This window comes from Methylobacterium organophilum, from assembly GCF_022179465.1.
GTDB lineage: Bacteria > Pseudomonadota > Alphaproteobacteria > Rhizobiales > Beijerinckiaceae > Methylobacterium > Methylobacterium organophilum.
In genome coordinates, this window is sequence record NZ_BPQV01000003.1 from 349932 (window position 1) to 374767 (window position 24836).

The 24836-nt window shown below is 70.9% G+C and carries 25 protein-coding genes and 1 pseudogene; 4 read left to right on the plus strand and 22 right to left on the minus strand.

Features of this window, described 5'->3' with window-relative positions; translation table 11 throughout:
* Positions 1-37 precede the first annotated feature (37 nt).
* The 8 genes from MFF21_RS07095 to MFF21_RS07130 all read right to left on the minus strand — a co-directional run bounded on the left by MFF21_RS07095 (position 38) and on the right by MFF21_RS07130 (position 7488).
* A complete protein-coding gene (locus tag MFF21_RS07095; RefSeq protein ID WP_012752972.1) occupies positions 38-778 on the minus strand; it encodes a cytochrome c biogenesis CcdA family protein in 741 nt (246 codons plus the stop codon).
* Positions 771-1478, minus strand: a complete 708-nt coding sequence (locus tag MFF21_RS07100; RefSeq protein ID WP_012752971.1) for an ABC transporter ATP-binding protein — start codon at positions 1476-1478, stop codon at positions 771-773. The genes MFF21_RS07095 and MFF21_RS07100 overlap by 8 nt, the downstream gene beginning before the upstream one ends.
* A complete protein-coding gene (locus MFF21_RS07105) occupies positions 1471-2634 on the minus strand; it encodes an ABC transporter permease (protein ID WP_012752970.1) in 1164 nt (387 codons plus the stop codon). The genes MFF21_RS07100 and MFF21_RS07105 overlap by 8 nt, the downstream gene beginning before the upstream one ends.
* Before the next feature lie 43 nt (positions 2635-2677).
* Positions 2678-3142: a hypothetical protein gene (locus MFF21_RS07110; RefSeq protein WP_012752969.1), complete on the minus strand. Its 465-nt coding sequence runs from the start codon at positions 3140-3142 to the stop codon at positions 2678-2680.
* The gene (locus MFF21_RS07115) at positions 3139-3696 is read right to left on the minus strand and encodes a TlpA disulfide reductase family protein (RefSeq protein ID WP_009863353.1); all 558 of its coding nucleotides are present in this window, start codon (positions 3694-3696) and stop codon (positions 3139-3141) included. The genes MFF21_RS07110 and MFF21_RS07115 overlap by 4 nt, the downstream gene beginning before the upstream one ends.
* Entirely contained in the window at positions 3693-5756 is a 2064-nt protein-coding gene (locus MFF21_RS07120; protein ID WP_192285023.1) for a heavy metal translocating P-type ATPase, read from the minus strand. Before MFF21_RS07120 ends, MFF21_RS07115 begins: the two co-directional genes overlap by 4 nt.
* A gap of 258 nt (positions 5757-6014) precedes the next feature.
* Positions 6015-6641, minus strand: coding sequence for a DsbA family protein (locus MFF21_RS07125; RefSeq protein ID WP_012752966.1), 627 nt, complete (start codon positions 6639-6641; stop codon positions 6015-6017).
* Between the two features lie 85 nt (positions 6642-6726).
* On the minus strand, positions 6727-7488 hold the full coding sequence (locus tag MFF21_RS07130; RefSeq protein WP_012752965.1) for a DsbA family protein: 762 nt from the start codon (positions 7486-7488) through the stop codon (positions 6727-6729).
* A gap of 335 nt (positions 7489-7823) precedes the next feature.
* On the opposite strand from MFF21_RS07130, the gene MFF21_RS24050 reads away from it, so the two are divergent.
* Entirely contained in the window at positions 7824-8036 is a 213-nt protein-coding gene (locus MFF21_RS24050) for a hypothetical protein (protein ID WP_308445654.1), read from the plus strand.
* A 65-nt stretch (positions 8037-8101) separates the two neighbouring features.
* Here the strand turns inward: MFF21_RS24050 and istB are convergent, their stop codons facing one another.
* Positions 8102-8845 carry an IS21-like element helper ATPase IstB gene (istB, locus tag MFF21_RS07140; protein WP_012606268.1) on the minus strand — a complete coding sequence of 248 codons (744 nt, stop codon included), beginning with the start codon at positions 8843-8845 and terminating at the stop codon, positions 8102-8104.
* 11 nt (positions 8846-8856) lie between these two features.
* On the minus strand, positions 8857-10371 hold the full coding sequence (gene istA, locus MFF21_RS07145) for an IS21 family transposase (RefSeq protein ID WP_142582431.1): 1515 nt from the start codon (positions 10369-10371) through the stop codon (positions 8857-8859).
* Positions 10372-10485: 114 nt separating this feature from the next.
* Between istA and mog the strand changes: the two genes are divergently transcribed.
* Positions 10486-10968, plus strand: a complete 483-nt coding sequence (gene mog, locus MFF21_RS07150; RefSeq protein WP_308445656.1) for a molybdopterin adenylyltransferase — start codon at positions 10486-10488, stop codon at positions 10966-10968.
* A gap of 507 nt (positions 10969-11475) precedes the next feature.
* Here mog and merA read toward each other — a convergent pair.
* The 5 genes and pseudogenes from merA to MFF21_RS07175 form a co-directional block, all read right to left on the minus strand.
* Positions 11476-12915 carry a mercury(II) reductase gene (merA, locus tag MFF21_RS07155; protein WP_012752963.1) on the minus strand — a complete coding sequence of 480 codons (1440 nt, stop codon included), beginning with the start codon at positions 12913-12915 and terminating at the stop codon, positions 11476-11478.
* Positions 12916-13184: 269 nt separating this feature from the next.
* Positions 13185-13523 (minus strand): cation transporter, encoded by a 339-nt coding sequence (locus MFF21_RS07160; RefSeq protein ID WP_012752962.1) that lies wholly within the window; start codon positions 13521-13523, stop codon positions 13185-13187.
* A 29-nt stretch (positions 13524-13552) separates the two neighbouring features.
* Positions 13553-13957: a mercuric transporter MerT family protein gene (locus MFF21_RS07165; RefSeq protein WP_009865694.1), complete on the minus strand. Its 405-nt coding sequence runs from the start codon at positions 13955-13957 to the stop codon at positions 13553-13555.
* A 141-nt stretch (positions 13958-14098) separates the two neighbouring features.
* Positions 14099-14476, minus strand: a pseudogene (gene hisI, locus MFF21_RS07170) (phosphoribosyl-AMP cyclohydrolase); the annotation flags it as partial.
* A gap of 85 nt (positions 14477-14561) precedes the next feature.
* Positions 14562-15644 (minus strand): Vgb family protein, encoded by a 1083-nt coding sequence (locus MFF21_RS07175; protein WP_050772662.1) that lies wholly within the window; start codon positions 15642-15644, stop codon positions 14562-14564.
* A gap of 66 nt (positions 15645-15710) precedes the next feature.
* On the opposite strand from MFF21_RS07175, the gene MFF21_RS07180 reads away from it, so the two are divergent.
* Both MFF21_RS07180 and MFF21_RS07185 read left to right on the plus strand, forming a co-directional pair.
* On the plus strand, positions 15711-16145 hold the full coding sequence (locus MFF21_RS07180) for a MerR family transcriptional regulator (RefSeq protein WP_012752960.1): 435 nt from the start codon (positions 15711-15713) through the stop codon (positions 16143-16145).
* 732 nt (positions 16146-16877) lie between these two features.
* Positions 16878-18236, plus strand: coding sequence for a dihydrolipoyl dehydrogenase family protein (locus tag MFF21_RS07185; RefSeq protein ID WP_012752959.1), 1359 nt, complete (start codon positions 16878-16880; stop codon positions 18234-18236).
* A 766-nt stretch (positions 18237-19002) separates the two neighbouring features.
* On the opposite strand, the gene MFF21_RS07190 is transcribed toward MFF21_RS07185, so the two are convergent.
* The 7 genes from MFF21_RS07190 to MFF21_RS07220 are packed head-to-tail and all read right to left on the minus strand — an operon-like array spanning position 19003 to position 24664.
* Positions 19003-20214: an MFS transporter gene (locus MFF21_RS07190; RefSeq protein WP_012752957.1), complete on the minus strand. Its 1212-nt coding sequence runs from the start codon at positions 20212-20214 to the stop codon at positions 19003-19005.
* A complete protein-coding gene (locus tag MFF21_RS07195) occupies positions 20211-20450 on the minus strand; it encodes a heavy-metal-associated domain-containing protein (protein WP_012752956.1) in 240 nt (79 codons plus the stop codon). Before MFF21_RS07195 ends, MFF21_RS07190 begins: the two co-directional genes overlap by 4 nt.
* 14 nt (positions 20451-20464) lie before the next feature.
* Positions 20465-21145, minus strand: a complete 681-nt coding sequence (locus MFF21_RS07200; RefSeq protein WP_009866213.1) for a cytochrome c biogenesis CcdA family protein — start codon at positions 21143-21145, stop codon at positions 20465-20467.
* Positions 21142-21486, minus strand: a complete 345-nt coding sequence (locus MFF21_RS07205) for a heavy-metal-associated domain-containing protein (RefSeq protein WP_012752955.1) — start codon at positions 21484-21486, stop codon at positions 21142-21144. The genes MFF21_RS07200 and MFF21_RS07205 overlap by 4 nt, the downstream gene beginning before the upstream one ends.
* Complete coding sequence (locus MFF21_RS07210) at positions 21483-23945, minus strand: heavy metal translocating P-type ATPase (RefSeq protein ID WP_012752954.1); 2463 nt, start codon at positions 23943-23945, stop codon at positions 21483-21485. Before MFF21_RS07210 ends, MFF21_RS07205 begins: the two co-directional genes overlap by 4 nt.
* Positions 23946-23978: 33 nt before the next feature.
* Positions 23979-24200, minus strand: coding sequence for a heavy-metal-associated domain-containing protein (locus MFF21_RS07215; protein ID WP_043766175.1), 222 nt, complete (start codon positions 24198-24200; stop codon positions 23979-23981).
* Positions 24197-24664, minus strand: a complete 468-nt coding sequence (locus MFF21_RS07220) for a MerR family DNA-binding protein (RefSeq protein WP_238310506.1) — start codon at positions 24662-24664, stop codon at positions 24197-24199. The genes MFF21_RS07215 and MFF21_RS07220 overlap by 4 nt, the downstream gene beginning before the upstream one ends.
* Positions 24665-24836: the final 172 nt, after the last annotated feature.

Here is a 24836-nt window from a genome sequence, read left to right on the forward strand (position 1 = left end):
GGGTCTCCACCATGTGGAGCCGCACAAGCGCGCCTCGTCAGCCGATCCGGCCGAGGGCTGGCCAGGTTTCCAGCAGCCAGGAGCCGATCTCGGTCAGGCGGCCCGTCATCATGGCGAGCCCCATGCCGATCATCACCCCTCCGGCCGCGAGATTGAGGAGCCGCCCGAACCGGCCGAGGCCCCGCCCGAGGCCGAGCAGCCGGTCGGTGAACAGCGTGGCCAGCAGGAACGGCAGCCCGAGCCCGAGCGAGTAGGCGGCGAGCAACACCAGGCCGCCCGCGCCGGCGGTGACGGTGGTCACGGCGAGGATCGACCCGAGCACGGGTCCGATGCAGGGTGTCCAGCCGAAGGCGAAGGCCAGGCCGAGGAGGTAGGCCCCGCCGGGCCCGCCGCCGGCAAGCGCCCCGTGGTAGCGCAGGTCGCGTTGCAGGGCCGGGAGCCGCAGGACGCCCGTCGTCACCAGGCCGAAGAGGAGGATGACGGCGCCGCCGATGATGCCGGCCTCAGACCGGTAGGACAGGACGAGCCGGCCCAGCGCCGTGGCGCCGGCGCCCAGAAGGACGAACACGGTCGAGAAGCCGAGCACGAAACACAGCCCGAGGGGGAGCGCGCGGACGGCCGGACCGGCTCGCGCGCCGCTCCTGGCTTGGCCGGCGAGTGACCGGCCAGCCACGAAGGAAACGTAACCCGGCACCAGCGGCAGCACGCACGGGGACAGGAACGAGACCGCGCCGCCGGCAAAAGCGGTCAGCAGACCCGCCGTCGAGACCTCAGGCACCGGCGCGCTCCACGGCCGCGTCCGACGCGATCCGGCCGTCGCGGACGTTGACGAGCCGCTGCGCCCTCGCGGCCACGGCCGGGCTGTGGGTCACCATGACGAGGGTCCGTCCGTGGCGGTGAAGCGCGGCCAGCCGGTCGAGGACGTCCGCCTCGGCGGTCGAGTCCAGGTTCCCGGTCGGTTCGTCGAGAAGCAGGAGATCCGGGTCGTTGGCGAGCGCCCGGGCCAGGGCGACGCGTTGTTGCTGGCCCCCGGAGAGCTGGCCCGGCAGATGGCCGGCCCGGTCGGCGAGCCCCACTTGGTCCAGGAGGTCGAGCCCCTTGCCGCGTGCCCGGGACGCGGGCCAGCCGCCGAACCAGAGGGCGGTCTGAACGTTTTCGAGCGCGGTCAGGTGCGGCAGCAGATTGAAGAACTGGAACACGAAGCCGATCTTGCGCGCTCTCACCGCGGCGAGGCGGCGTGCGCTCAGGCGGGACAACTCCTCCCCATCGAGATGGACCTTCCCGCTCGTCGAGCGGTCGAGGCCGCCCATCAGGTGCAGCAGCGTGCTCTTGCCATGGCCGGAGGGCCCGACGACCGCGACCCAACTGCGCCGCTTGATCGCGAGCGACGCCTCGTCCAGGGCCACCGCCGCCGCCTCGCCGCGGCCGTAGACCCGGGAGACCTTCTCCAAGCGGACCAGCGCATCTGCCTCAGACATGTCGGATCGCATCCATCGGTGTGAGCCGCGCCGCGCGCCAAGCCGGATAGAACCCGGCGAGCAGCGCCAAGGCGACGGAGAACGCCAGCACGCCCGCCATCGTCCCGGGGTCGAGCGCCGGCGTGGGCGATTGGCGCAGGGCCGCCGTGAAGGGATTGTCGGCAAGGGACGGCCCGATCCGGTAGGCCGCCAGCACGCCGAGGCCGAGGCCGATCAGCCCTCCGAGCCCGCCGTAGAGACCGGATTCCAGGAGGAAGCCGATGAACAGCGTGCGCCGGGTTCCCCCGATGGCCTGCAGGATGCCGATCTCGCGCCGCCGCTCGTAGACGGCCGTCATGAGCGTGTTGGCGATGCCGAAGGCGGCGGCCACCACGCCGACGATGGCGACCGCCTGCATCGCCGCGCCGACGGTGCCGACGATGGAGAGGACCGAGCTCACGAGCTGCTTGTCCGACACCACGGCGACGTTGGCCGCCTCCTGGATGCGCAGGCTGATCTCGTCCGCCCGCTCCAGGTCGTCGACCTGCACGGCGACGAAGGAGACCTTGCCCTCGGTCTCGTAGATGCGCTGGACGACGGCGAGCGGCGCGAAGGCGGCGACGTCGTCCTTGGTTCCGGTCGTGTCCAGGACGCCGACGACCGGGAGCGGGCGGCCGCGGACGGTGAAGGTCTCCCCCGGCCGCAGCCCGAACTGCTGGGCGATGGCCGCGCCGATGACCACGCCTGCCTCGTCGGGTCCCTGGAAGTAGCGTCCCTGGCCCACGCGCCAGCCTTGGAGCGCCCGCATCGCCGTCGGCTGGATGCCGATCAGCGGCACCGGGCGGTTCCGGAAGGCCGTGCGCTGGTTCAGGTAGGGCACGGCCGTCCGCACCCCCGGCACCGCCGCGATCTTGGCGAGTTCCGTCATCGCGATGGCTTCCGGCAACTGCTCGCCGGTGAGAACCGAGATCTGCTCGTAGGCGCACCAGCCCTTCGGGGTGACGACGAGGTTCGCCCCCAGCCCCTGCGCCTGGCGCCGGATCTCCTGGGTCAGGCCCTGGCCGAGCGTGAGAAGGGCCACGAAAGCCGCGATGCCGACGGCCACGCCCGCCAGCGTGAACGCGAAGCGGCCGGGCCGGCGGACGAGATTGCGCCAGACAAGGGTTCCGAGATTCACGCTGCGTCTCCCGCCGAGCCTGCCGTCGTGCCGCCAGGGCGCGTCATTGGAACTGACCGTGGTTCTTCAGGCCGGTCACCCGGAAATACGGGTGCCGGTCGCCCTGGACGAGCTCGCCTTCCAGGTCGACCTCGTCCCAGCGCGCAACCGGCATCGCGGTCTCCGCGCTGACCGGCAGGTAGAACTTCGCGCAGTTCGTCGATTTGCAGATCTTGGCCTCGCGGGCATCCACAACCACGAACTTGCGGGGGCTGGTGCCCTCGGCTCTGGCGACGACCGCGCGCAGCGTGATGCCGCCCTTATAGTTGAAGGGATCCGCGGCGATGTCATCGACCTGGAGCGCGCCGGGCGGGAGCGGCCGGGGCGTGCCGCCCAGCCCAGCGAGGACGTTTCCGGTCGCGCCCCGGGTGTTGGCCCAGAGGGCTCCTCCCAGGACGGCGATGCCGACGGCCGTGAGCGTCGCGAGCGCGAGCCGGGACGTGCGCGAGGGGGGTGTTGCCGCGTTCATGAGGTCCTTCCTCTCTGTTGGGCGATGGCATTTCTCAGGATGGCCTCGATCCGCGGCCCGTCCCATTCCGCCGGCCCGACGAAGCGGCCGATCTCATGGCCGTCCCGGTCGAACAGGAGGGTGGTCGGCAGCCCCGCGGCCCCGACCTGCGGCAGGACGGCTCCCGCGCTGTCGAGGAACACCGACAGGTGCCGCACGCCGGCGGTTTCGTAGAACCGGCGCACGACCGCGGCGCCGCCCCGGTCCACGGACAGGGCGACGACCTGGAAGTCCGGCCCGCCGAGCTTGGCTTGCAGACGGTCCAGCGCCGGCATCTCGTGGCGGCAGGGCAGGCACCAAGTCGCCCAGAGATTGACGAGAACGACCTGGCCGCGGAAATCCGCCAGGCGAGCCGGATGTCCCTCGCCGTCCACGAACGCCAGCAAGGCGGGGGAACCGGGGCCGGCGACCTTCGACCAGAGCGCCCCGCCGGCGAGGAGCAGGACAGCGGGGACCAGCCACGCCAGGCGCCGGGTTGCCGGCCGCTTCAGGCTCTCCATGCGGGTCTGGCTCATGCCCGCGCCTCGGTCGCGCGCGGCACGGCTGGGTCTTGGTCAAGCCGAAGTGGCGGGCATCCGGGCTTGTCGGGACCGCCCCCGCCGGGCCGCGCGCCGGACCTCGGACGTAAGAGGCGGGCCGAGTTCGCGAGAATTCCGAAATCGGGTCCCGCCTGCGCGGCGGCTGCCAGCGTCGGCGGCAGGAGGCCGGACGCCGCGAGGCTGAGGCCGGTCAGGTTGTAGACGACCGTGAAGCCGAGGTTGAACCGCACGGCCCTCATGGTGCGCCGCGCGATGCGGACCACCTCGGGCACGAGGGTCCAATCCTCGCGCATGAGCGCGACATGCGAGGCCTCCAGGGCGACGCCGCTGCCCGCGGCGCCCATCGCGATGCCGACGTCGGCCTGGGCCAGCGCCGGTGCGTCGTTGACGCCGTCGCCGATCATCACGACGACGTGCCCGCGGCTCTGGTACTCCTTGACGACCGCGATCTTCTCCTCCGGCAACAGGTCGGCGCGGTAACCCAGGCCGAGCGGTCCGGCGAGCGCAGCGGCGGTGCGAGCGTTGTCGCCCGTCACCAGCTCGAAATGCCGGATGCCGAGCGCCCGCAGCGCGGCGAGGGCGGCCGGCACCGCGGGCCGCTCGGTGTCCGTCGCCGCCAGAACCCCGACAGGGCTGCCATCGCAGGCCACGACCACGAGCGTCTTGCCCGCCGCTTCCAGATCGGCCATCCGCGGCGGTATGTTAAATCCTTCCGGCAGCAGGCGTCTGCCGCCCACGGTGACCGTCGCGCCCGCGATACGCGCCCGCACGCCGTGGCCGGGCATGGCCTCGAAGTGCTCGGGCTCAGCCGGACAGAGCTGGCGTTCGGCCGCCGCCGCTCGCACCGCCTCGGCCAGGGGATGTTCGGAGTAGCGTTCCGCGCCCGCCGCCATCCTCAGCAACCGCTCCTCGCCCGGAGCGCCCGATCCATCGAACGGCACGACGTCCGTGATCCGAGGCCGGCCGAACGTCAGCGTGCCGGTCTTGTCGAGCAGCACCACGTCGGCCCTGGCGAGAGCCTCCAGGTAGCGCCCACCCTTGATCAGGAGACCGCGCCGGGCGGCGCTGCCGATCGACGCGATCATGGCGACGGGCGTGGCCAGCGCGAACGAACAGGAGCAGGCCACCATCAGCACCGCCGCGGTCGCGAGCGCGTTTCCACTCACGAAGAAGGTGGCGGTCGCGACGGCGATGACGACGGGCAAGTACCAGGTCGCGAACGTGTCCGCGATGCGCTGCACGTCGGCGCGGTGTCGGTCGGCCTCCTCGACCATCTTGATGACCCGGCCGAAGGTCGTGTCGACGCCGATGGCGGTCGCTCGGACACGCAGGGCGCCGAGTTGAGCGAAGCTCGCCGCGAAGACGCGCGCGCCGGGGCCCGCTTCGACCGGCATCGACTCGCCGGTGATCGAGGCCTGGTTCACGGTGGCCTGTCCGGCGATGACCTCGCCGTCGACGGGAACCTTCTCGCCCGGGCGCACGACCACGGTCTCGCCGATCCGCACCTCGGCGACCGGCACTTCGATCTCGGACCCGTGGCGCTCGACCCGGGCTTTTTCGGGAGCGAGGCTGGTCAACTCCCTGACGGCGCGGCGTGCGCGCTCGGCGGTGAAATGCTCGACGTAATCGGCGAGCCGCATGAAGAACACGACGATGATCGCGGCCGGCCAAGCGCCCGTGAGCACGGCGGCGCCGAGGCCGACCGTCATGAGGGTGTGCGAGGTCACCCGCCGCCTGAACGCGGCGCGCAGGACGGAACGGAAGATCGGGTAGCCGCCGAGGAGGACCGCCGCGAGCCAGAGCGGCCATGCGACAAACCCGGACAGCCGGTCCAGGAGACCGGACCATTCGGCGAAGACCACGAACCCGACGACAGCCCCCAGGGTCGCGCCGAAGGCGGCGAGCAGACCGGCCGAGAAGCTGGCCATCGTGTTCTGCAGCGCAGGGTCGCGCGCGGCCGAAACGGCGCCGCAGCCGTCGCCGCACCCGCATGCCGGGGCGTCGGCGGCGTCGTGGCCCGGTCGTTCGCTCAGCATGGCTCGGCCTCCGCGCGCGGGGCCGGTATCGGGGCGACACCCCGTGCGGTGCCGGCCGGCCCTGCTTCCGGCAAGCGCAGCGCGACCGCGCCGCCCGGGTCGCGCAGGTCCCGCGGCCGGGCGCTCGGATCCGGTGTCGCCGTGCGGTGCGTCACACCCGCGTGTTTCTGGGCGCCGATGCGGCGGGCAGGGGTATTCGGGGCCATTCACGAAACCGTGCGGAGGGGTGGGGACGAGCGCCCGGACGGGTTCGCCCCCTCAGGAACCGAGCATGGGGGCGATGATTTTTTCGATGTCCTCCATCGAAAGGTTCCCAGCGTACCTTTGTCCGTTGATGAAAAAAGTCGGCGTTGAACTCACCTTGAAGGTCTCGGTGGCGCGCCGCCTCACGGCGCTGACCGACGCGTATAACTTCTGATCTTTGAGGCAGGACTCGAATTTTTCTTGTTGAAACCCAGCTTGCCGCAGGATCGCCTGCAGATCGTCCAGGGGCTTGGCAGTGAAAGCCCAGTCCTTCTGATGATCGAAGAGTAGATCGGTGACCGGGTAATAGCTTGCATGGCCCTTGCAGCGGGCCAGCATGAATCCGGCGGTCGCCAGGGGGTCCAGCGGAAACTCGCGCAGGATGAAGCGCACCTTCCCCGTGTCGATGTAGCGCCGCTTCAGCTCCGGGTACGTCTCTCGGTGAAATGCCGCACAATGGCCGCATGTCAGGGACGCGTATTCGACAATCGTCACCCTGGCGTCCGGCGACCCGAGCACGACATCCCCGAGCGGCCCCGCCTCGGCGAGTTCCCGGGCCGATACGTTTTGTGCAAGGGCCGGCTTCACGGTTGCCGAGGCCGAGGCTATCAACAGCAGCCGAAGTGCTCCGCGTCGGTTCATCGCAATTCGCTTCCTCGGCAGATGCTTGGATGCGGCTCGCCCGGTCTGCGGAATGGGGCCTGGCGGGCGCTGGGATGCATGACGGTCAGCACGAAGCCCTGTCGCATTCGCGGATGTTCGCGATGGCCCGCTGCAGCGCTTCGACGCCCACCGCGCCCGCGATGATGCCGTCGTTGAGGACGAACGCCGGGGTCCCCGTTATGCCGAGCTGGTCGGCCAGGGCGGCATTCTCCCGGAGCACGGTCGCGACCGCCTCGTCCTGCATGTCCTTCCGCAGCTTCCCGGGATCGAGCCCGAAGTCCTTGGCGACCGCGAGGGCGCGTTCCCCATCGGCGCGGCCTCGCGTTTCCATCAGCTTGTCATGGAACTCTCGGAGCTTGCCTGCGGGCAGTCCCCGCTTCGCGGCGATTGCGACGCGGCTGGCGTCGGTCGAGGCCGCCCCGAGAACCGGGAACTCCTTGAGGACCACCCGCAGCTTCGGATCGCTCTTGACCAGGGCGTCCACATCGCTTCTCGCCTTTCGACAGTACGGGCAATTGTAATCGAAAAACTCCACGAGCGTGACGTCGCCGGCCGGATTGCCGATAACGTAATCGTTTGCGGAGTTGACCAGCTTACCGCGCGCTTCGCGCAGTGCGACAGCTTGTGTCGCCTTCTGCGCCTCCTGCTGGCGGCGCTCAAGCTCGGTCAAGGCCTCCTGAACCACGTCCGGGTTCTTCAGCAGATACTCCCTGATGACCGCTTCGATGGCCGGCCGCTGCTCCGCGCTCAGGATGCCGGACTGACCCTGAGCGACGGCCGGAGCGGAGGCGAGCAACCCGATGAGGGCGAGGCGAAACGGGATCATGAGTGCCGAATGGCTCCTTCCGACCGGCCCCGACCGAGGGGCTTGCGGTACCGATCATCTCATCATATTGCCATGTGCTGATATGTCTGGCAAGCGCCTGGCTCGGGCGGCGCGCCGGCACACCCCGGCCGCGCGATCCTGGGGTGTCAGGCCGTCCTATGCGGAGATCCCGAAACGCGATGTCACGTTCAACGACGGCGACGGTGATACCGCAGGGGCGGCGCCGTTCACGCGGACGGAAGCACCGGAGCCATGGAGCGGTACCCTCGCGCCCGACCAGCGGCTCGCCTGCGTGACGAGGCTCTGCCGCACCTGAAGTTTGGAGACGGCCTCTCATGACCCCATCGGCCCGCCCGGCGCGGATCGGCATTCTGACGGTCTCGGACCGTGCGAGCTCAGGCGGCTACGCGGACGCGAGCGGGCCGGCCATGCATGCCGTCCTGGCGGAAATCCTCGCCTCTCCTGCGTATTCCGACGAAGCCGGCCGGGGATTCCGATTTGAAGCCGGCCGTCATTCCGAGGCGAAGCCGGCCACCGTTCCGATCTGAAGCCGGCCGGTGGCGGAGGCGCTCCCGCGGGTCTGGGTGGAAGATCACGAGGTTGGTTCAGGCGGTCAAGCGGCTTGCTCGGCCGCCTTTCGTTTGCGCAGGCTCTCGCCGGCGAGCTCGATCCGGTGCGCGTTGTGAAGCAGCCGGTCGAGGACGGCATCGGCGAGCGTCGGAATGCCGATGATCTCGTACCAGCGGTCGACCGGTACCTGGCTGGTGATCAGGGTCGCGCCAGTGTCGTAGCGATCCTCGATGATCTCGAGGAGGTCCCGCGCCTGCTCGGGTAGGAGCGGTTCGGGGCCCCAGTCGTCGAGGATCAGCAGGTTCACACGGGCGATCTGGCGCAGCAGCCTGCCGTATCGGCCATCGCCGCGGGCGAGGCTCAAGGCCGCAAACAGGCGCGGGACCCGATAGTACAGAACCGAGAGGTCGTCCCGGCAAGCCTTGTGTCCCAGCGCGCAGGCCAGCCAACTCTTTCCGACGCCGCAGGGGCCGGTGATGACGAGGTTGCGCCGGGTCCGGATCCAGTCGCCGGTGGCGAGCTTGAGGAACAGCGCGCGGTCGAGGCCACGATGGCTGCGGTAGTCGACATCCTCGATGCTGGCAGGGTGGCGCAGGCGGGCGGCCCGTGCGCGGGTCTCGAAGCGCTTCTGCCGGCGGGCGGTGGCCTCGTGTTCGAGCAGGAGCCCGAGCCACTCGGCGTGCGAGAGCGCGCCGGCTTCCGGGTTGGCGTCGAGCGCTCTGTAGCCAGAGGCCATGCCGGTCAGGCCGAGTTCGCGCAGGAGATCGAGGGTGGGATGAGTGAGCATCGTCGTCTCCGTCAGTGGAAGTAGCGCGGGCCGCGCAGGTTGGGGTGGAGCAGGACGGGAGCGGCCTCGGCAGACGGCGCGGTGCGGTCGAGGCCCAGGCTGAGGATCGAGGCGATGCTCTTGTAGGTGAGTGCGCCGATGGCGACCGCGCGGGCCGAGGCGGCCTCCGCCCGGCCGGGGTCGAGCCCGCGATAGAGGCGCAGGATGCCTAAGCAGGTACGGAAGCCCTGCTCTGGATGCGGACGGTCGTGGAGGATGGCGACGACGAGCCCCTCGGTCTCCGGGCCGATACCGCGTGCCCAGCGCCGGAAGCGCTCGGGGCTCCACTCGGCGTAGCGCCGATGCGCGCTCGGCATGTGCTCGGGATCGGTGCCGTGTCGCCGGCCGGCATAACGGCGCTCATGGGCGGCGACGCGCTGACCGCGGTGGAACACCTCGATGGTGCGCGCCGTGATGCGGAGGTCGACCTGCTCGCGGATCAGGGCGTGGGGCACCGAGTACAGGAAGCCGGCCGCCTCGACGTGGTAGTCGAGGTTGACCCGGGCCAGCCGCCATTCGGAGAAGGCGTAGTCCTCCGCCGGCAGGGGACGGAGCGCCGCTCGCTCGATCGCCTCGAACAGGGCGCGTCGGGTCGTGCCGAGCCTGCGCATCGGGTGGGCATTGATACGCTCGACCATCGTGGCGATGGCGGCGTTGCATTCGGCGAGCGAGAAGAACGTCTGTCGCCGAAGCCGCCCCAGGATGTAGGTTTGGGCCAAGCGCACGCCGGCCTCGACCTTGGCCTTGTCGCGGGGCTTGCGTGGCCGGGCCGGCAGGATGCCGACGCCGTAATGGTCGGCCATCATCCCATAGGAGCGGTTGATCTCTGGATCGTAGAACGAGGCTTTGTGAACGGCGCTCTTGAGGTTGTCGGGCACGACGAGGCGGGGGACGCCGCCGAGGAAGCGGAACAGGCGGACATGCGCGCCGATCCAGTCGGGCAGCGTCTGGGTCCAGGTCGCCTCGGCGTAGGTCAGGCTCGACGCGCCCAGCACCGCCACGAAGATCTCGGCCTCGCGCACGATGCCAGTGGTGGGATCGACGATCTCGATCTTCTTGCCGGAGTAATCGACGAAGACCTTGTCGCCGGCGGCATGGTGCTGGCGCATCACCGGGGTGAGCCGGCGCTCGAACTCCCTGTAGAGATCGCAGAACCGGGAGTAGCCGTAGCCGTCTGGATGGGTCTCCCGGTACTCCTCCCAGAGCACGGTCAGGTTGACCCCGGACCGGCGCATCTCCCGGATGACGCAGGGCCAGTCCGGCTCGGGCAGGCGGCGCATGCCCTGCTTCACGCCGGCCCGGGCGAACAGGCGCTGCTCCAGCACCGCGTCCGTGACCTCGGCGTCGAGCGGCCAGGTCAGGCCGGCGGCGGTGGCTCGGCCGAGGTTGTCCTGCACGGTCGAGCGGGCGATGCCCAGCGTTCGCCCGATCTCACGCGCGCTCACCCCGTCGTGGGCGAGCCGCAGCATCTGTTTGATCTGTCGCATGGTCAGCTCTCTCCTGGCCGGCATCCCATCCTCCTCGTGGTCGAGGACTGGGATGCCGCGGTTGCTGACCCGCGGGGATGCGCCATAGCCGATGCCGGCTACCGAGTGGCCGACATCAAATCGGAACGTTGGCCGGCTTCGCGTCGGAATGGGTGGCCGGCTTCCGTCGGAATCCGCACCTCTCCCTGGGAGGCGGTCGCGCGCACCGTGCCGGACGGCGTCGAGAGCGTGCGTGACGCCCTGATCCGGCTCGTGGACGACGCGCACTGTGACCTGGTCCTGACCACCGGCGGGACGGGGCCGGCGCCCCGCGACCTCACCCCCGAGGGTACCGAGGCCGCCTGCGACAGGATGATGCCCGGCTTCGGCGAACTGATGCGGCGGCGCGGCCTGGATCAGGTGCCGACCGCCATCCTGTCGCGGCAGACGGCGGGCCTGCGCGGCAAGGCGCTGATCGTGAACTGTCCCGGGCGTCCCTCGTCCATCCGCGTCAGCCTGCTCGCCGTATTCCCGGCCATCCCGTATTGCCTGGACCTGATCGGGGCAGCGCGTATCGAGACGGATCCGGCCGTGGTGCAGGCGTTCCGGCCGACTTAACCCGCCGGAGACCGCCCGGTCTGCCACGGTTCTCCCCTCTCCTTGCGATGGCGGCATCGATGGCGCAGAGGGCATTGAGGGACTGCCCACCGAGCAAGGCCCGGTGGCCTGTCGCGACGCGTGAGAACGGGTACGCGTACCGGATGACCGCCGTCGCGGGCTCCAGGCCGATCAGGTCCCGCCGCCGCAAGCGTCCCAGGCGGGCTCGCGCATGATCCTCGGCGACGCCCACCGTGGCGGCGATGGCGCCAGGGTGGACGTCCCCGTGCCGCGTAGAGGCGGCGGACGGCGCGCCAGAGCCGATCCTCATCGGCCTCCAGCGGACGCGCTTACGCCTCGATCAAGCTGGACCGCGCAGCCGTCGCCGGGCGAGCGCGGCCCGCGCGCCAGGCGAGACAGCGGCCGACCATTCCGGGCGGAGCACGCCCGGCCTGATCTCGACGGCAGAACGCTGCGGTCTCGCCTGCAGGTCGGAAGACATCCCCCTGCGGATCCTGGGCATCCCGGTTAACCGGCGCAGCAGGACAATTTCCTGACGTCCCTGTCGAAGGTCTGGGCCGCGAGCTTGAGACCCTCGACGGTGGTCAGGTATGGGAAGATCGTCTCCGCGAGCGCGTCGATGGTCAGCCCGCCGCGGATGGCCATCGCCGCCGTCTGGATGCTGTCCGCGCCCTCGGGGGCCAGGATATGCGCTCCCAACAGCTGCCGGGTCGCGCGATCCGCCACGAGCTTGATCAGCCCGCGCGTGTCGCGCGCCGCGAGCGCGCGGGGCACGTTGTCGAGCGTGAGCACCGAGGTGCGCACGTCGTACCCGGCCGCCCGGGCCTGCACCTCGGTGAGGCCGACGCTTCCGACCTGAGGGTCGGTGAACACCACGGCCGGCATCGCCCTGTTGTCGTAGCGCAGGCTGTCGCCGTTGAGGGCGTTCTTGGCGGCCAGTTTCGCGCCGTAGGCCGCCATGTAGACGAACTGGTCCTTCCCGGTGACGTCGCCGGCAGCGTAGATGCCCGGCTTCGAGGTGCGCATGCGGTCGTCGACCACGATGGCGCCCGTCGGCGTCTGGGCGACACCCGCGTCGGCGAGACCGAGGTCCTCGGTATTCGCGGTGCGCCCGGTCGCCGCCAGGATCCGCTCGGCCGTGACGGTCTCCCGGCGGCCGTCCCGCCAGAACGTAAGGCTCACGCCACCCTCCGTCCTGTCCACGGCCTCGTAGGACAGGCCGCCCAGAACGGCGATGCCTTCGCCGGCCAGATAGCCGGCGAGGGCCTCCCCGATCTCCGGCTCCGCCGCGGGCAGGAGCCGGCTGCGGCAGACGAGCGTCACGGCGACCCCGACCCGCGCGAAGGTCTGCGCAAGCTCCGCGCCGATGTAGCCGCCGCCGAGGACGATCATCGAGCGCGGAAGTTCGGTGAGGGCAAGCGCCGCGGTGCTGTCGAGGGGCGAGGCGTCGGCAAGGCCGGGAATGTTCGGCATGGCCGGGCGCGTGCCCGTGGCGATGAGGATGCGATTCGCCGCGAAATGCCGGCCCCCTGCCTCGACCCCGCCGGCGACGAGGCGCGCGCGACCCTCGTGGTAGGACACGTTGTTGTAGGCCGGCAGGAGGTCCGCGTACTTCGCCTGGCGCAGGCCCTGCACCAGGGCGTCCTTCTGGGCGACCTGGGCGCGCCAGTCGGTCACCCGAGCCTGGGCCTGGATGCCCGCGAACCGGCCGCCCGCGGTGTTGGCATGGTGCACGGTCTCCGCGGCCCGGATCAGGGCCTTCGAGGGGACGCAGCCCACGTTCACGCAGCTGCCGCCCAACGTGCCGTGCCCGATGAGGGCGACCTGTGCGCCCTGCTCGGCGGCCGTGATCGCGGCCGAGAACCCGGCCGAACCGGCGCCGACGACGACGAGGTCGTAGGGGCCGCTGCCGTTGTTCCCGCGCGGGGTGCTGCAGCAATCGCTCATGATCTCAGCTTCCGTGTGTGTTCGTCCGCGCCGCGGCACTCGGATGCCGCCGGACGCGTGGAGGTGTTGAACCGATCGGGCTTGATCCCGGCTGAGCTGCCCAGGACGAGGATTGGCGGGACCGGGACACCGTCGGCCCCGGTGGCCCCGGCCGCGAGACCGCCCGATCCTGGGACGGCCACCGGGATGGGCGTCGCGCGCCAGGGCGCGGCCGGGCAGGCGCCGGCTCGAAGGAGATGGCGGTCGCCAGAATGATGTCCCGGGCCTCGTCAGCGCGCCTGAGCGGGGCTGCCGGTGATGTCGGCGGCCGCGTTCCTCACCTCCTTCACGGAGGACGGGTACCCGGCGTTGGTGGCCGCCCCGGACAGGGCCTCGGCCGTGACCTTGTCGTCGTCGAAGGTCACGGTGGCCGTGGCCGTGCCGCCACGTTCGACGACCGTGACCTGGGTCACCCCGTCGAGGCGCGACAACGTCTTCTTGACGATGGGCGCGCAGGTGACGCAGCTCACGTTCTGGACGTCGAGAATGGCCGTGCGCGGGGCGGCGAAGGCGCCACCGGCCGGCGCCAGAACCGATCCGGCGATGAGGGCGCGAAGCAAGATCTTCATAGTGATCTCCTGGGTAAGGACGGTGAGGGTCAGACGAACAGGGGGGCGGTGTAGGGGAAGGTCACGGCCGCCAGGACGAGTGCGGCGGCAATCCACAGCCCGATCCTGGCGAGACGGCCCGAGCCGGGCCGCGCGCACGCGCCGGCATCCGCGCAGGCCGCCGGCCGGCGGTAGGCCCGCCAGAACCCGAAGCCAAGGAACGCCACCGCCGCGGCGATGAAGACGGGCTGGTAGCGCGCGAGCGCGGTCAGGTTGCCGATCCAGGCCCCGCTGACGCCGAGGCTGAAGAGTGCGAGGGGCAGGATGCAGCAGGAGGAGGCTCCGAGCGCGGCGAGGATGCCGCCGACGGCAGCGATCCTCTGCCCGTCCCCTTCGGCCTCGCTGCGCGGTGCGACCGTGCTCTCGCATGGAGCCGTGCCAACCAACTTGTCCATGTGGGATCCTTTCGATGTCCGGATTGTGCAACCTGTAGCGACTACAGGTGCAAGCGCTGATTTGGGCCGTTCACGTGTTCCTCGCTCCGGCCTCGGGACGGCTCTGCGGGCTGCCCCGGTGGGATCGGGTCCAGGATGAGGGATCGGCCCGTCCGGCCCGGTCACCACGCGACGGTAGAAGCAGCTGGAGCGGCCGGTGTGACAGGACCCTGCTCGACCGGCCAGGCGAACCCTCAGCCAGATCGCGTCCTGGCCGCAGTCCACCCGGATCTCCTGGACGTGTTGGACCTGCCCGCTCGTCGCGCCCCTGTGCCAGAGGCGCTGCCGGGACCGGCTCCAGAACCACGCCTCACCGGTCTCGATGCTCCTGTGGAGCGCGGCGGCCTTCATCCAGGCCAGCATCAGGACGGCGCCGGAGCCCGCGTCGGTGGCAACGGCCGGAAGCAGCCCGGCGCCGCCGAAGCGTGGCAATAGCGCGGCGCATTCCTCGCGGGCGATGGTCTCGCCAGAGTGGAACATGCGTCGCCCTCGGTCTTGCCCGTGCCGGGTCGCCGCCGGCGGACCTGCGGCCCCGTCCACGACCCGGCGAAGACCCGAGAGTCGCTCACCGGTTGCCGCCCTCGGGCCGGTGACGCCCGATCCCGTTCGAGCGGGCGAGGGCGAACCAGACGGCGCCGTCCGGATCGACTGCGATCCCGTTCGGTGCCTTGAGGCCGCCCAGACCGATCTCGCTGAGCCGTCCGCCCGGGGACAGACGGCTGAGCCGTCCGCCACAATGCTGCGTCACCCACAGCGCGTCGCTGCTGGCCGCGATGCCGCAGGGAGACCTCGTGCCCGTACAACGGGCAGGGTGGCCGTCCTCGGAAACGGAACCAGGCGCGCACGATGCGAGCGTAAACTCGGTCACGCTGCCGTCTGTCGTGATCCGACCGATGGCATCCGCCGCAGCCTCGGTGAACCACAGGGCGCCGTCCGGACCGGAAACGATATTTTGCGGGGCGCTATCTGGGGTCGGCAGCGGGAACTCCGCAACCTGGCCGGCCGGTGTGATCCGGCCGACCGTGTTGCTGTTGAAGCCCGTGAACCAGAGATTGCCGTCGGGCCCGAGCGTGATGCCGTAAGGCGTCAGGGTCTTGGCGAGGCTGAACTCGCTCATCCTCCCCTCGGCCGTGATGCGGCCGATCCGGTTCGTGCCCGACAGCGTGAACCACAGGGCACCGTCGGGCCCCGTCGTGAGGCCGAACGGGTAGCTCTCGGGCGTCGGGACCGGATATTCCGTGATCACGCCCGCAGGCGTGATGCGCCCGATCTTGTTGCCGCGGTTCTGCGTGAACCACAGGGCGCCGTCCGGACCGGCCACGATCGCCTGTGGGCGGCTGTCTTGGGTCGGGATGGGGTATTCGGTCAGTTCGCCGTCGGGAGCGAGCCGCCCGATCCTGTTGCCCTGCTTCTCCGTGAACCAGATGGTGCCACCGGGTCCGACGGCCACGCTTTCCGGGTAGCTGTCGGGGATCGGGAGCGCGAAGAGCCCCACGTCGCCGGCGTGCGCCGGGCCGGTCAGGGCCAGGACGACCGGAAGGCTCCCGAGGCGCAGCGGCCGGAGGCGGAAGCGCGAGATTTCGTCGATCACACTCCGGGCATGCCTGCGCAAGGCCTGGGGGACGCGGGCAATCAAGGAGAATTTCAACACGGCTTTCCCTCCCACCTTGGAGGGGCTAGCATCTGTAGCGACTACAGGTTCAAGGAGATTTGCATGGGCATCGTTCCTGCGTCGCGCGGACGCGCTGCCCTGACCATCGGGGCGCTTTCTGAGGGAACCGGCGTCAACATCGAGACGATCCGGTATTACGAGAAGGTCAAGCTCCTGCCGGCACCGCCCCGGACGGCCGGGAACCAGCGGATCTACGATCGAGCTCACCGGCAGAGGTTGACCTTCATCCGCCGGGCCCGCGAGCTCGGGTTCAGCGTCGAGGACATCCGGGCGCTGCTGACGCTCGTCGACCGCCACGCGGTCACCTGCGGGGAAGTCCAGGGCGTCGCCGACCGCCAACTGATCGCGGTGCGGGCGAAGATCGCCGACCTCCGGCGGATGGAGCGCGTCCTGAAGGACATGACCGCGGCCTGTATCGGCGGCCTCGTACCCGACTGTCCGATCATGGAGACGCTGTTCCAGGACGAGGACTCGTGACGCCTGCATCCGCCGGCCGTATGCTTCGGGCACGCGGCCGGCGGCTTCCCGCCGCCTCAGGTGGCCGACGGCCTGCTCCACACGTGACCGCCAGCAGCGAGCGCGCTCAAACCGGCACCCTCCGAGGCCGGCCGATAGGTTCGCGGGCAGACGCCGCCGAGCCTGTTCGACAATCCAGACCGAACTTCGCATTCACCTCTGGCCGATACGGAACCGAAGAAACTTCCGGCCCGGCGGAAACCTGAAGCTGCTCCAGGTTTGTTGACCATCGTGCGTGCGGCCATCGGCCCATCTTCTGTCGCCGGTCGGGTCAGACGCGGGCTCGTCCGAGGCACCAAGCCGAGCCGGGGCCCGCTTGCGCCTGTCTGGCTGCCGACCTGTTCGGGGAGGTTCCATGCTGTCCGCTCGCGGCCCTTCGCGTGAGGTGGGCAATATCCCGGAACCGGCGCGAGCGCGGGAGTCGCCACCTTCCTCGCCTTCGCCGCGCTTGCCCTCGTCCGCTGTGGCTTGCCCATCCATCCATCTTCCGTCCGACGTGCCACTGGCCTCCGTGGCTCCGTACGAACCGGCGGCCGCAGGTGCCCTTGCAGCGCTCGGGCGGGTCGGCTTCGGCTGACACCTCCGACGGTGCTGCGCCACCTGCGCGCGCAATGCGGGCCGTCCCGGCAGGGCTCGCGACCGAAGAGGAGCTGCCGGTGAGCAGGACATCCCTCGCAAGTCTGGGTGAACGAGATGGCTGGAAGCTACGACTTGATCATCATCGGCAGTGGCACGGCGGCCATGGTCGCGAGCAATCGGGCCTCGGCCGCCGGCCGTAAGGTCGCAGTGACCGACTTCCGGCCCTTCGGCGGCACCTGCGCCCTGCGCGGATGCGACCCCAAGAAGATGCTGGTGACCGGCGCCCAGGTGATGGACGACATCCGCCGCATGCGCACCCGCGGGGTGGTCGCGCCCGAGGCTCGGATGTCCTGGCCGGAGCTCATGGCGTTCAAGCGCACCTTCACGGCCCCGATCCCGGAGAAGCAGGCGAGGAACTACGCCGGGAAGGGCATCGACGCCTTTCACGGCCAAGCCCGCTTCGTGGGTCGGAACGCGGTCGCGATCGCGGGCGAGGGCGTTTGCGAGGCGCGGCACATCCTGATCGCGGCCGGAGCCCGCCCAGCGCCGCTCCCCTTTCCCGGCGCCGAGCACCTCGTCACCAACGAGGAGTTCCTGGAGCTTGAGGAGCTCCCGCCTCGTATCATCCTGGTCGGGGGTGGCTACATCGCGGCCGAGTTCTCGCACATCGCGGCCCGGGCGGGCGCGAGCGTCGCGATCCTGCAGCGTGGCGAGCGCCTCCTGACCCAGTTCGACCCCGAGCTCGTCGGTTGGCTCATGGAGAGCTTCCACGAGGCGGGGATCGACGTGCGGACGCGGCGCGCCGTCGTGCGGGTCGAGAAGGCGGGGCACGGGTACACGGTCCTGACGCGGTCCGAGACCGGCGCCGAGGAGGCGATGGAGGCCGACCTCGTGGTCCACGCCGCGGGCCGAATCCCGGATCTGGAGCCGCTGCAGCTCGATGCCGCCGGCGTCGCGCGGGACGAGCGCGGGCATCTCAGGCTCAACGCGTTCCTGCAGAGCCCATCGAACCCTGCCGTCTACGCCGCAGGCGACGCCGCCCGGACGGGGCCGCCCCTCACGCCGGTATCGAGCCACGACGCCAAGGTTGCCGTGCGGAACATGATCGAGGGCAATCAGTACCGGCCTGACTATCGCGGCGTCCCGAGCGTCGCCTTCACTATCCCCCCGATCGCGAGCGTCGGGCTGAGCGAGGCAGAGGCGCGGCAGAGGAACTTGAGGTTCCGCCTGCGGAGCCAGAGGGTGTCCGGCTGGTACACGGCCCGGCGCGTCGCCGAGCCCACCTACGGCTTCAAGGTTCTGGTCGACGAGGACACCGACCGCGTGCTCGGTGCGCACTTGGTCGGCCCCCACGTCGATGAGGTCATCAACATCTTCGGCCTGGCGATCCGGCATGGTCTCACGGCCGAAGACCTGAAAACGACGATGTTCGCCTACCCAACCGGAGCATCCGACATCGGATACATGCTCTGAACGGCTGCGTTCTCGACGAGCAGGTGAAGGCAGGCGGCCTCGGAGAGCGGGGGCGTGGCTTGCACCCGGCTGCGCCGTCGCAGCCGGACGGAGTCCCGCGGCGCCGCCTTCGTGACAGGCACGTCCACGTCGCTGATCGTCGACGAGGCCGCGACACCCGCCCCTGGGGCTTCGCCTCGCCCGGCCGAGAGTCCCCGACGCTCGCGCAGGTCCGCGGCTTGGCAAACCAGCGCGTGTACGGCGCAGCGGCAGCGAGGATGGCGGAGCCGCTCCAGCGCTTCCAGGGGCTCTGCACCGGGGCCCTCCTGCACGGTACGCTCCTGCTCCGCTTGCGCAGCGGGACTCGGTGCACCCGAGCGGCCCGCCGGCGCCGGTTGGGCCGTCCGCGGTCACCTCAAACTGGGCTGGTGGGCCGTCCCGGCCTTAAGAGGTGTCGAATGCGGGGCACGGCTCCGCTCCGACGCGTTCCGCCTCAGAGACCCTGCCGCCCCGGGACGAGAACGGACCGTCGAGGCTCAATGCGGCTGCCTCGATCGACTTCCATACGTCGGGGAAGCGCGTCCCGTGCCCTGCTCGTCCGCGAAGCCAAGGCATGCCTCGGCCACGCAGGCCGATGCCGACGACGGGTCGGCCGCGCCGGCGAGGGCCTCCAGGGCGCGCATGAGGTGCTCGGCCGCGTCGCGATGTCCCTCGCGGCGCGCCTGCCGGAATGCGGAGAGGATGACGGTGTCGAGGGTATCCTCCTCGAATTCGGGTGTTGGCGTGCTCAGGGGCGTCCTCCTTCGACGGACGGCGTCTCGGGCCTGAAGAGACGCACGGCAGTTGCGGCCAGCGCCAGTTCCGCCGCCGCGAACAGCGCGAGCGTCGTCCCGAACCCGAAGCGGAGCAATCCGCCGAAGAGCAGGCTTCCCAGCCCGAACCCGGTGAACAGCAGGCAGACGTTGAGCCCCATGGCCTGCCCCGGACGTTGGCCCCCGAGCGCGGTGACGACGCCGGCGAGCAGCGGCTGGGTCATGTCGTAGCCGAGCGACAGGACCGTTACCGCCGCCGCAGCCAGGAGAAGCGGCGCGTCGAGGGTCAGAGCTGCCGCCGCGAAGGCCCCCAGGAGCAGCCCGACCGGGAGCAGGCGGCCGCGCCCTCGCCGGTCCGCGATGCGGCCGATGACAGGCCCCAGGAGGAAGCCCGGGATGCCGTAGCCGAGGAGCGCAAGGCCGACCCCGACGGGACCGAGCCCGTATCGCTGCTCGAAGTACAGGCCGAGCCAGGTGAACACGCCGGAGTGGAACATCGAGTTGAGCAGGACGAAGCTATAGGTGCGGCGTCCGCGTGGGATGAGCAGGAGGTCGCGATAGCCGCGGAACAGGTCGGGCAGCCGTGTCCCGATCGCCGTGGCGCCCGGGATGATCCCCCGTGACGGCGCAAGGACGAGCAGGAGCGCGCCCCCGGCGGCGCCGACGGTCAGGAAGAGGCCGCGCCATCCGGCGACCGGTTCGAGCAGGGCGCCGAAGGTCGACCCGAAAGCCATGCCGCCGGCCATGGCGCCGAACAGCCATCCCAAGGGGCGCCCGCGTCGTTCGTAGGGGAAGAGCCGGCCCACGAGAACGAGGCCGAGGGGGACGACCCCGCTCGCCCCCAGGCCGGTCAGGAAGCGCCACGTGGCGAGTTGCCCGACCGAGCTCGCCGTGGCTGTCAGGGCCGTCAGCGCAGCGAAGGCGGCCAGGGAACCCGCCATGACGCGCCAGACGCCGAGGCGGTCCGCCAGCAGCCCGTAGACCAGCGTCGCCGCGCCGTACGGAATCAAATAGGCCGGAACGATGAGCCCGACACGCTCGGGCAAGACGCCGAACCCCTGCGCCAACTGCGGCAGGACCGGCGCGACCATGAACGCCTGAAAGAAGATCACGAACGCCGCTGCCGCGAGCACGCGGAGGAGGCGCTCGCGGTCAGCCTCCGCGGGTTCCGCCGTTCCGGGGATCATGCCTGTACCTCGGCGCCGTCGAACCCGCCATTGGCGAGCGCCGACCGGATCTCCGCGGGTCCGACGCGGGACGGCTCGAAGCGAACGGCGACGTGCTTACGCCAGGCGCTGGCCCTCGCCTGCCGGACACCCGGAATGGCCATCAGCAGGTCACGGACCGTCTCGGCGCAGCCGTCGCATAACATGGTTGGCACGGAGAGGGTGACCTCCGTCAGAAAGGCGGTTTCGTCGCTCATGAGGTCTCCGGGGTTCAGAGCAGGTCCGCGTAGACCCGCGCGTAGTAGGCGCTGACCAGTAGGAGGGCGGCGCCGCTGAGGAGCTGCAGGGCTCGGCCCCAGACGCCGAGGCGGGCCAGGCGGGTGACCGCGCTCCCGGCCGCACCGGCGGCGAGGAAGGGCAGGCCCCGACCGAGGCCGAAGGCGAGGGCGAGGACGACGCCGCGCCCGTCCCGACCCTCCGCGGCCGCCACCGTGAGCAGCAGCAACAGCGGCGCGGCCGAGGTGCCGACGCTGAACACCACGCCGTAGGCGAAGGCGCCGAGCAGGCCGGGGTGGCGCCAGGCCGTCAGCGCTCGGGTGCGCAGGCGCGGCCACCAGAAGGCGAGCAGCGCCGCCGCGAGCGAGACGCCGGCCATGAGCAGGGCCCAGCTCCGGCCGAACGCCTCCGTCGCGAGCGCGCCGAGATGTCCCACCGCGGAGCCGAGGGCGGCGAGGCTCAGGACGATTCCGGCGAAGAAGGACCCGGCCACCTGCAGGCCGGCGCGGCGGGACCCCGCCTCCGAGGCCCCGGCGACGCTGGCCAGGCCGAGCCCGACCGGCAGGGTGCAGGGGCAGACCGCGCTGGCCAGGACCCCGGCAAGGAACGCGATCCAGAGGGCGGCCGGCCCGCCGGCGCCGGTCGCCAGGGGCCGGACGAGATGTTCGAGCGTCACGGCGCCACCACGGGAGGACCGGGGGTGTAGCCGAGGCCCGCGACGGCCGTCCGCACGCGACCGAGCAGGAGGGGTCGGCCGGCGGCGTAGGTGACGCGGAGCGTGCGGCCGACGAAATCGATCTCCGCGTCGGTCACCCCGTCCACCTTCCGGACCGCACGCTTGATCGAGGCGGCGCAGGAGAGGCAGACCATGCCTTCCACCGGGAGGGTCGCGACCTTCAGATCGGAGCCGCGGCGTGACGTGGCCGGCGTGTCCTCTTGGGCCCGAACAGGCCCCACCGGTCCCAGGAGGAGAGCTGCCAGTGCGGCCGCCCCGCTCGAAGAAATCAGGAACCTCATCGCCGACCTCCTTCGATGGCGAGCCCGTTCGTCCCGGGCAGGCTGCCGACGCTCGTGATCGCCCCCAGGAACAGTCCGGGCTGGCCCCAGAGGGAATTGAGGAAGATCGCGGTGACGCTCACCGCCATGGCGACCATGGCCCAGATCGGGTTGATGAGGCCGGTCGCGGCGATCGGGATGCCGAGGCCGTTGAAGGCGAAGGCGAGCCAGACGTTCTGGAGCATCTTGGCGTAGCTGCGCCGGCTGATGCGGCGGGCGAGCGGCAGCGCGGCCAGGCGGTTCGACAGGATGATGATGTCGGCGGCCTCGATGGCGATGTCGGTGCCCCCGCCCATGGCGATGCCGACATCGGCCTGCATCAGGGCGGGCGCGTCGTTGATGCCGTCGCCGACCATCGCGACCTTGGCCGTCGCCTGGAGGCGCCGCACGGTCTCCGCCTTGCCGTCGGGCATCACCCCCGCGTGGACCTCGTCGATGCCCGCCTCGGCGGCAATCCGGCGGGCGGCCCGCTCGTTGTCACCGGTGAGCAGGACCGTCCTCACGCCCTCAGCCCGCAAGGCCGCGACCGCCTGCGCCGCGTCGGACCGCAGGCTGTCGTCGAGCGCGAGCAGACCCAGCAGGCGATGGTCCCGGCTGACCACGATGACGGTGCGCCCGGCCCCCTCCAGGGTCAGGATGCGCGCTGAAGCGGGCGCGAGATCGATGCCGTGGCCGGCGAGGAAGGCCGGGCTGCCGACCAGGACGTTGCCCGCCTCGGTCTGGGCGACGATGCCCTTGCCCGGGACGGCCTCGAACGAGGTCACGTCCGGGGGCACGGCGCCGCGAGCGAACGCGGCCTTGACCACCGCCTGCGCGAGCGGGTGCTCGGACGAGGCCTCGGCCGCGGCGGCAACGGCGACGAGATCGGCCTCGCTCCCGGAGAACGCCTCGACCTCGCGGACCGCGGGCCGGCCCTCGGTGAGGGTCCCGGTCTTATCGAAGACGACGGTGTCAACGAGGCGATAGCCCTGGAAGGCCTCGCCGGTCCGCATCAGGATGCCGTGCTCGGCGGCTTCGCCGGACCCCCGCACGATGGAGAGCGGTGCCGAGATCCCGACGGCGCAGGGATAGCCCATGACCAGGACGCTCAAGCCCGCGAACACGGCCCGCTCGATGTCGGGTTCGCCGCCCGCCAACCACGAACCGGCGAGCCAGCCGACGAAGGCCAGCGCGGCCACCGCGAGCACGGTCGGGGTGTAGACCTGCAGGACGCGGTCGACGAGGTGGAGCAGGCCAGGCTTGAGGGCGCGGGCGTCCTCGACCTCGCGCACCACCTTCTGCAGGAAGCTGCCGGCCCCCACCGCGGTTACCCGCACCAGCAGGGTGCCGGTGCCGTTGATCGAGCCGCCGATGACGGCGTCGCCCTCCGCGCGCTCGACCGGGATCGGCTCGCCGGTGACGAGGGCCTGGTCGACGGCGGAGCGGCCGCCCGCGACCGTGCCGTCGACGGGCACGCGCTCCCCGGGGCGGATGCGGACGAGGTCGCCGACTGCGACCGCGTCCAGCGGCACATCCCGCTCCTGGCCGTCCCGGACCACGCGGGCGGTCTCCGGCTGGAGGTCGAGGAGCCGCTTCACGGCCTGGGAGCTGCGCGTCTTGACGATGAGGGACAGCCACTCGGAGAAGATGTGGTAGGTCGCGACCATGACCGAGACGGCGAAGAACGGGGCCGTCGGGTAGTCCGGCCGGTCGAGAACCAGCCCGATGACGCCGCCGAGCATGCCCGCGAAGGCGCCGATTTCCAGCAGCACGTGCTGGTTCAGGATGCCGCGGCGGAGGGCCTGGACGGCCATGTGCAGGATGTGGCGCCCAACCCCGAAGACGAGCACGACCGCGAGCGCGGCGACGAGCCAGGGAGCGGAGGCCGTTAGGTAGCCCTGGAGGTTCAGGTAGAGCAGGCCGAGTGCCAGGACTGCGAGACCGGTGGTGCTGGCGGCCGCGGCGAGGAGGCTGGTCTTCCGCAGGACGAGGAAGACCATCGCGCCGAGGCTGAGGCAGACCAGGGCGGGTAGGAAGCCGATCCAGCCGAGGGTGGGATCCGCGATGATGGGAATGGAGGCGACGCTCAGGGCGACCGCCACGACGAAGCGGCGGCTCTCGCGCACGAGATCGCGCTCCTCCTCCTCGTAGGGCCGGACCTTGCGCGGGTCGGAGATGGTGTAGCCGATGTCGCGCAGGATCCCCAGCAGCGCCGCCGGCCGCGCGACCGCCGGGTCGTACTCGACGAGGGCCTGCTCGTGGGTCAGGCTGACCGCCACCTTGTCGACGCCGGGCTGGCTGCCCAGAGCCTTCTCGATGGTTCCGGTGCAGAGCGAGCAGTGCAGGCCGCCGATCCGGGCACGGATGCGCGCCCGGTCGGGCCGGCTCGCCGGCTCCTCGCTCCACAGGGAAAAGTCGGTGTCGAGGGTTGCTGCGGCCATCGGTCCGTCTCCAGGAATGTCCAGCCGGCCGGATCAGGCCGAAGTACGGGCCACGACCTGGAAGCCGCGCTTCTCGATCAGCTCGACGAGGCGGTCCTCGCTGGTGGTCGCCGGGTCGTAGAGGGCGCGGACGCGTCCCTCGTCGAAGGAGACGTCGATGCCGCGGACGCCGGGATGAGCCTCCAACAGAGAGCCGACCGAGGCGGAGCAGGCGGCGCACCGCCAGCCTTCGACCTTCAGGGTGACCGTCCTCATGGCGTCTTCCTCTTTCTCGGCGCGCCGCATCGGCACGCCGCCGGTGCCGGCGGTGCCTCGTCGAGGGCTTCCAGGATGGTGCAGCCACCCAGCCCGCCGTGGCCCGGGCACGAGGCGACCACGGCCTCCAGGGCGGCGCGGACGCGCAGGAGTTCGGCGATCCTCGCGTCCACCTCGGCGATCTTGTGCCGGGCCCGGGCCCGCACGTCGCCGCAGTCGGCCTGCGGGTCGGCGCGCAGGGCGAGGAGCTCCTGCGCCTCCTTGAGGGAGAACCCGATCCTCTGGGCCTGCCGGATGAAGCGGATGCGGGCGATCACCTCGGGCGGGTAGGTCCGATAGCCGGCCCCCTTGGCCGGCTGCGCGATCAAGCCCTGGCGCTCGTAGAACCGGATGGTCTCGACGCCGACGCCGGCCTCCCGCGCCGCCTTCCCGATGGTCGGATCCCGCATGTGCTGCCCCGGCATCACCAACGCCCCGTGAGCCTAAGGTCCGTACCGTAGTACGGGGTCAAGGGCGTTTTACGAGGGAAGTCTTTGGGCTCTCGCTCCCGGTTATCCTCCGTGGTTTCCGGAAGGGGCGGCCCATGGGCTCGGTCTGCCGCCGGGCGGCGGCCCGAGATGCCTCAGGGATAGGCTC

Excerpts from the sequence above, each read along its gene's own strand:
- merA (WP_012752963.1), bottom strand. The coding sequence starts at position 12,915 with ATGAGCGATTGCTGCAGCACCCCGCGCGGGAACAACGGCAGCGGCCCC.
- MFF21_RS07130 (WP_012752965.1), bottom strand. The coding sequence starts at position 7,488 with ATGATCCCGTTTCGCCTCGCCCTCATCGGGTTGCTCGCCTCCGCTCCG.
- MFF21_RS07160 (WP_012752962.1), bottom strand. The coding sequence starts at position 13,523 with ATGAAGATCTTGCTTCGCGCCCTCATCGCCGGATCGGTTCTGGCGCCG.
- MFF21_RS07180 (WP_012752960.1), top strand. The coding sequence starts at position 15,711 with ATGGGCATCGTTCCTGCGTCGCGCGGACGCGCTGCCCTGACCATCGGG.
- MFF21_RS07120 (WP_192285023.1), bottom strand. The coding sequence starts at position 5,756 with ATGCTGAGCGAACGACCGGGCCACGACGCCGCCGACGCCCCGGCATGC.
- MFF21_RS07115 (WP_009863353.1), bottom strand. The coding sequence starts at position 3,696 with ATGAGCCAGACCCGCATGGAGAGCCTGAAGCGGCCGGCAACCCGGCGC.
- MFF21_RS07195 (WP_012752956.1), bottom strand. The coding sequence starts at position 20,450 with ATGAGCGACGAAACCGCCTTTCTGACGGAGGTCACCCTCTCCGTGCCA.
- istA (WP_142582431.1), bottom strand. The coding sequence starts at position 10,371 with ATGCGACAGATCAAACAGATGCTGCGGCTCGCCCACGACGGGGTGAGC.
- MFF21_RS07110 (WP_012752969.1), bottom strand. The coding sequence starts at position 3,142 with ATGAACGCGGCAACACCCCCCTCGCGCACGTCCCGGCTCGCGCTCGCG.
- MFF21_RS07125 (WP_012752966.1), bottom strand. The coding sequence starts at position 6,641 with ATGAACCGACGCGGAGCACTTCGGCTGCTGTTGATAGCCTCGGCCTCG.
- MFF21_RS07190 (WP_012752957.1), bottom strand. The coding sequence starts at position 20,214 with ATGATCCCCGGAACGGCGGAACCCGCGGAGGCTGACCGCGAGCGCCTC.
- MFF21_RS07215 (WP_043766175.1), bottom strand. The coding sequence starts at position 24,200 with ATGAGGACGGTCACCCTGAAGGTCGAAGGCTGGCGGTGCGCCGCCTGC.
- MFF21_RS07100 (WP_012752971.1), bottom strand. The coding sequence starts at position 1,478 with ATGTCTGAGGCAGATGCGCTGGTCCGCTTGGAGAAGGTCTCCCGGGTC.
- istB (WP_012606268.1), bottom strand. The coding sequence starts at position 8,845 with ATGCTCACTCATCCCACCCTCGATCTCCTGCGCGAACTCGGCCTGACC.
- MFF21_RS24050 (WP_308445654.1), top strand. The coding sequence starts at position 7,824 with ATGACCCCATCGGCCCGCCCGGCGCGGATCGGCATTCTGACGGTCTCG.
- MFF21_RS07185 (WP_012752959.1), top strand. The coding sequence starts at position 16,878 with ATGGCTGGAAGCTACGACTTGATCATCATCGGCAGTGGCACGGCGGCC.
- MFF21_RS07205 (WP_012752955.1), bottom strand. The coding sequence starts at position 21,486 with ATGAGGTTCCTGATTTCTTCGAGCGGGGCGGCCGCACTGGCAGCTCTC.
- MFF21_RS07220 (WP_238310506.1), bottom strand. The coding sequence starts at position 24,664 with ATGCCGGGGCAGCACATGCGGGATCCGACCATCGGGAAGGCGGCGCGG.
- MFF21_RS07210 (WP_012752954.1), bottom strand. The coding sequence starts at position 23,945 with ATGGCCGCAGCAACCCTCGACACCGACTTTTCCCTGTGGAGCGAGGAG.
- MFF21_RS07165 (WP_009865694.1), bottom strand. The coding sequence starts at position 13,957 with ATGGACAAGTTGGTTGGCACGGCTCCATGCGAGAGCACGGTCGCACCG.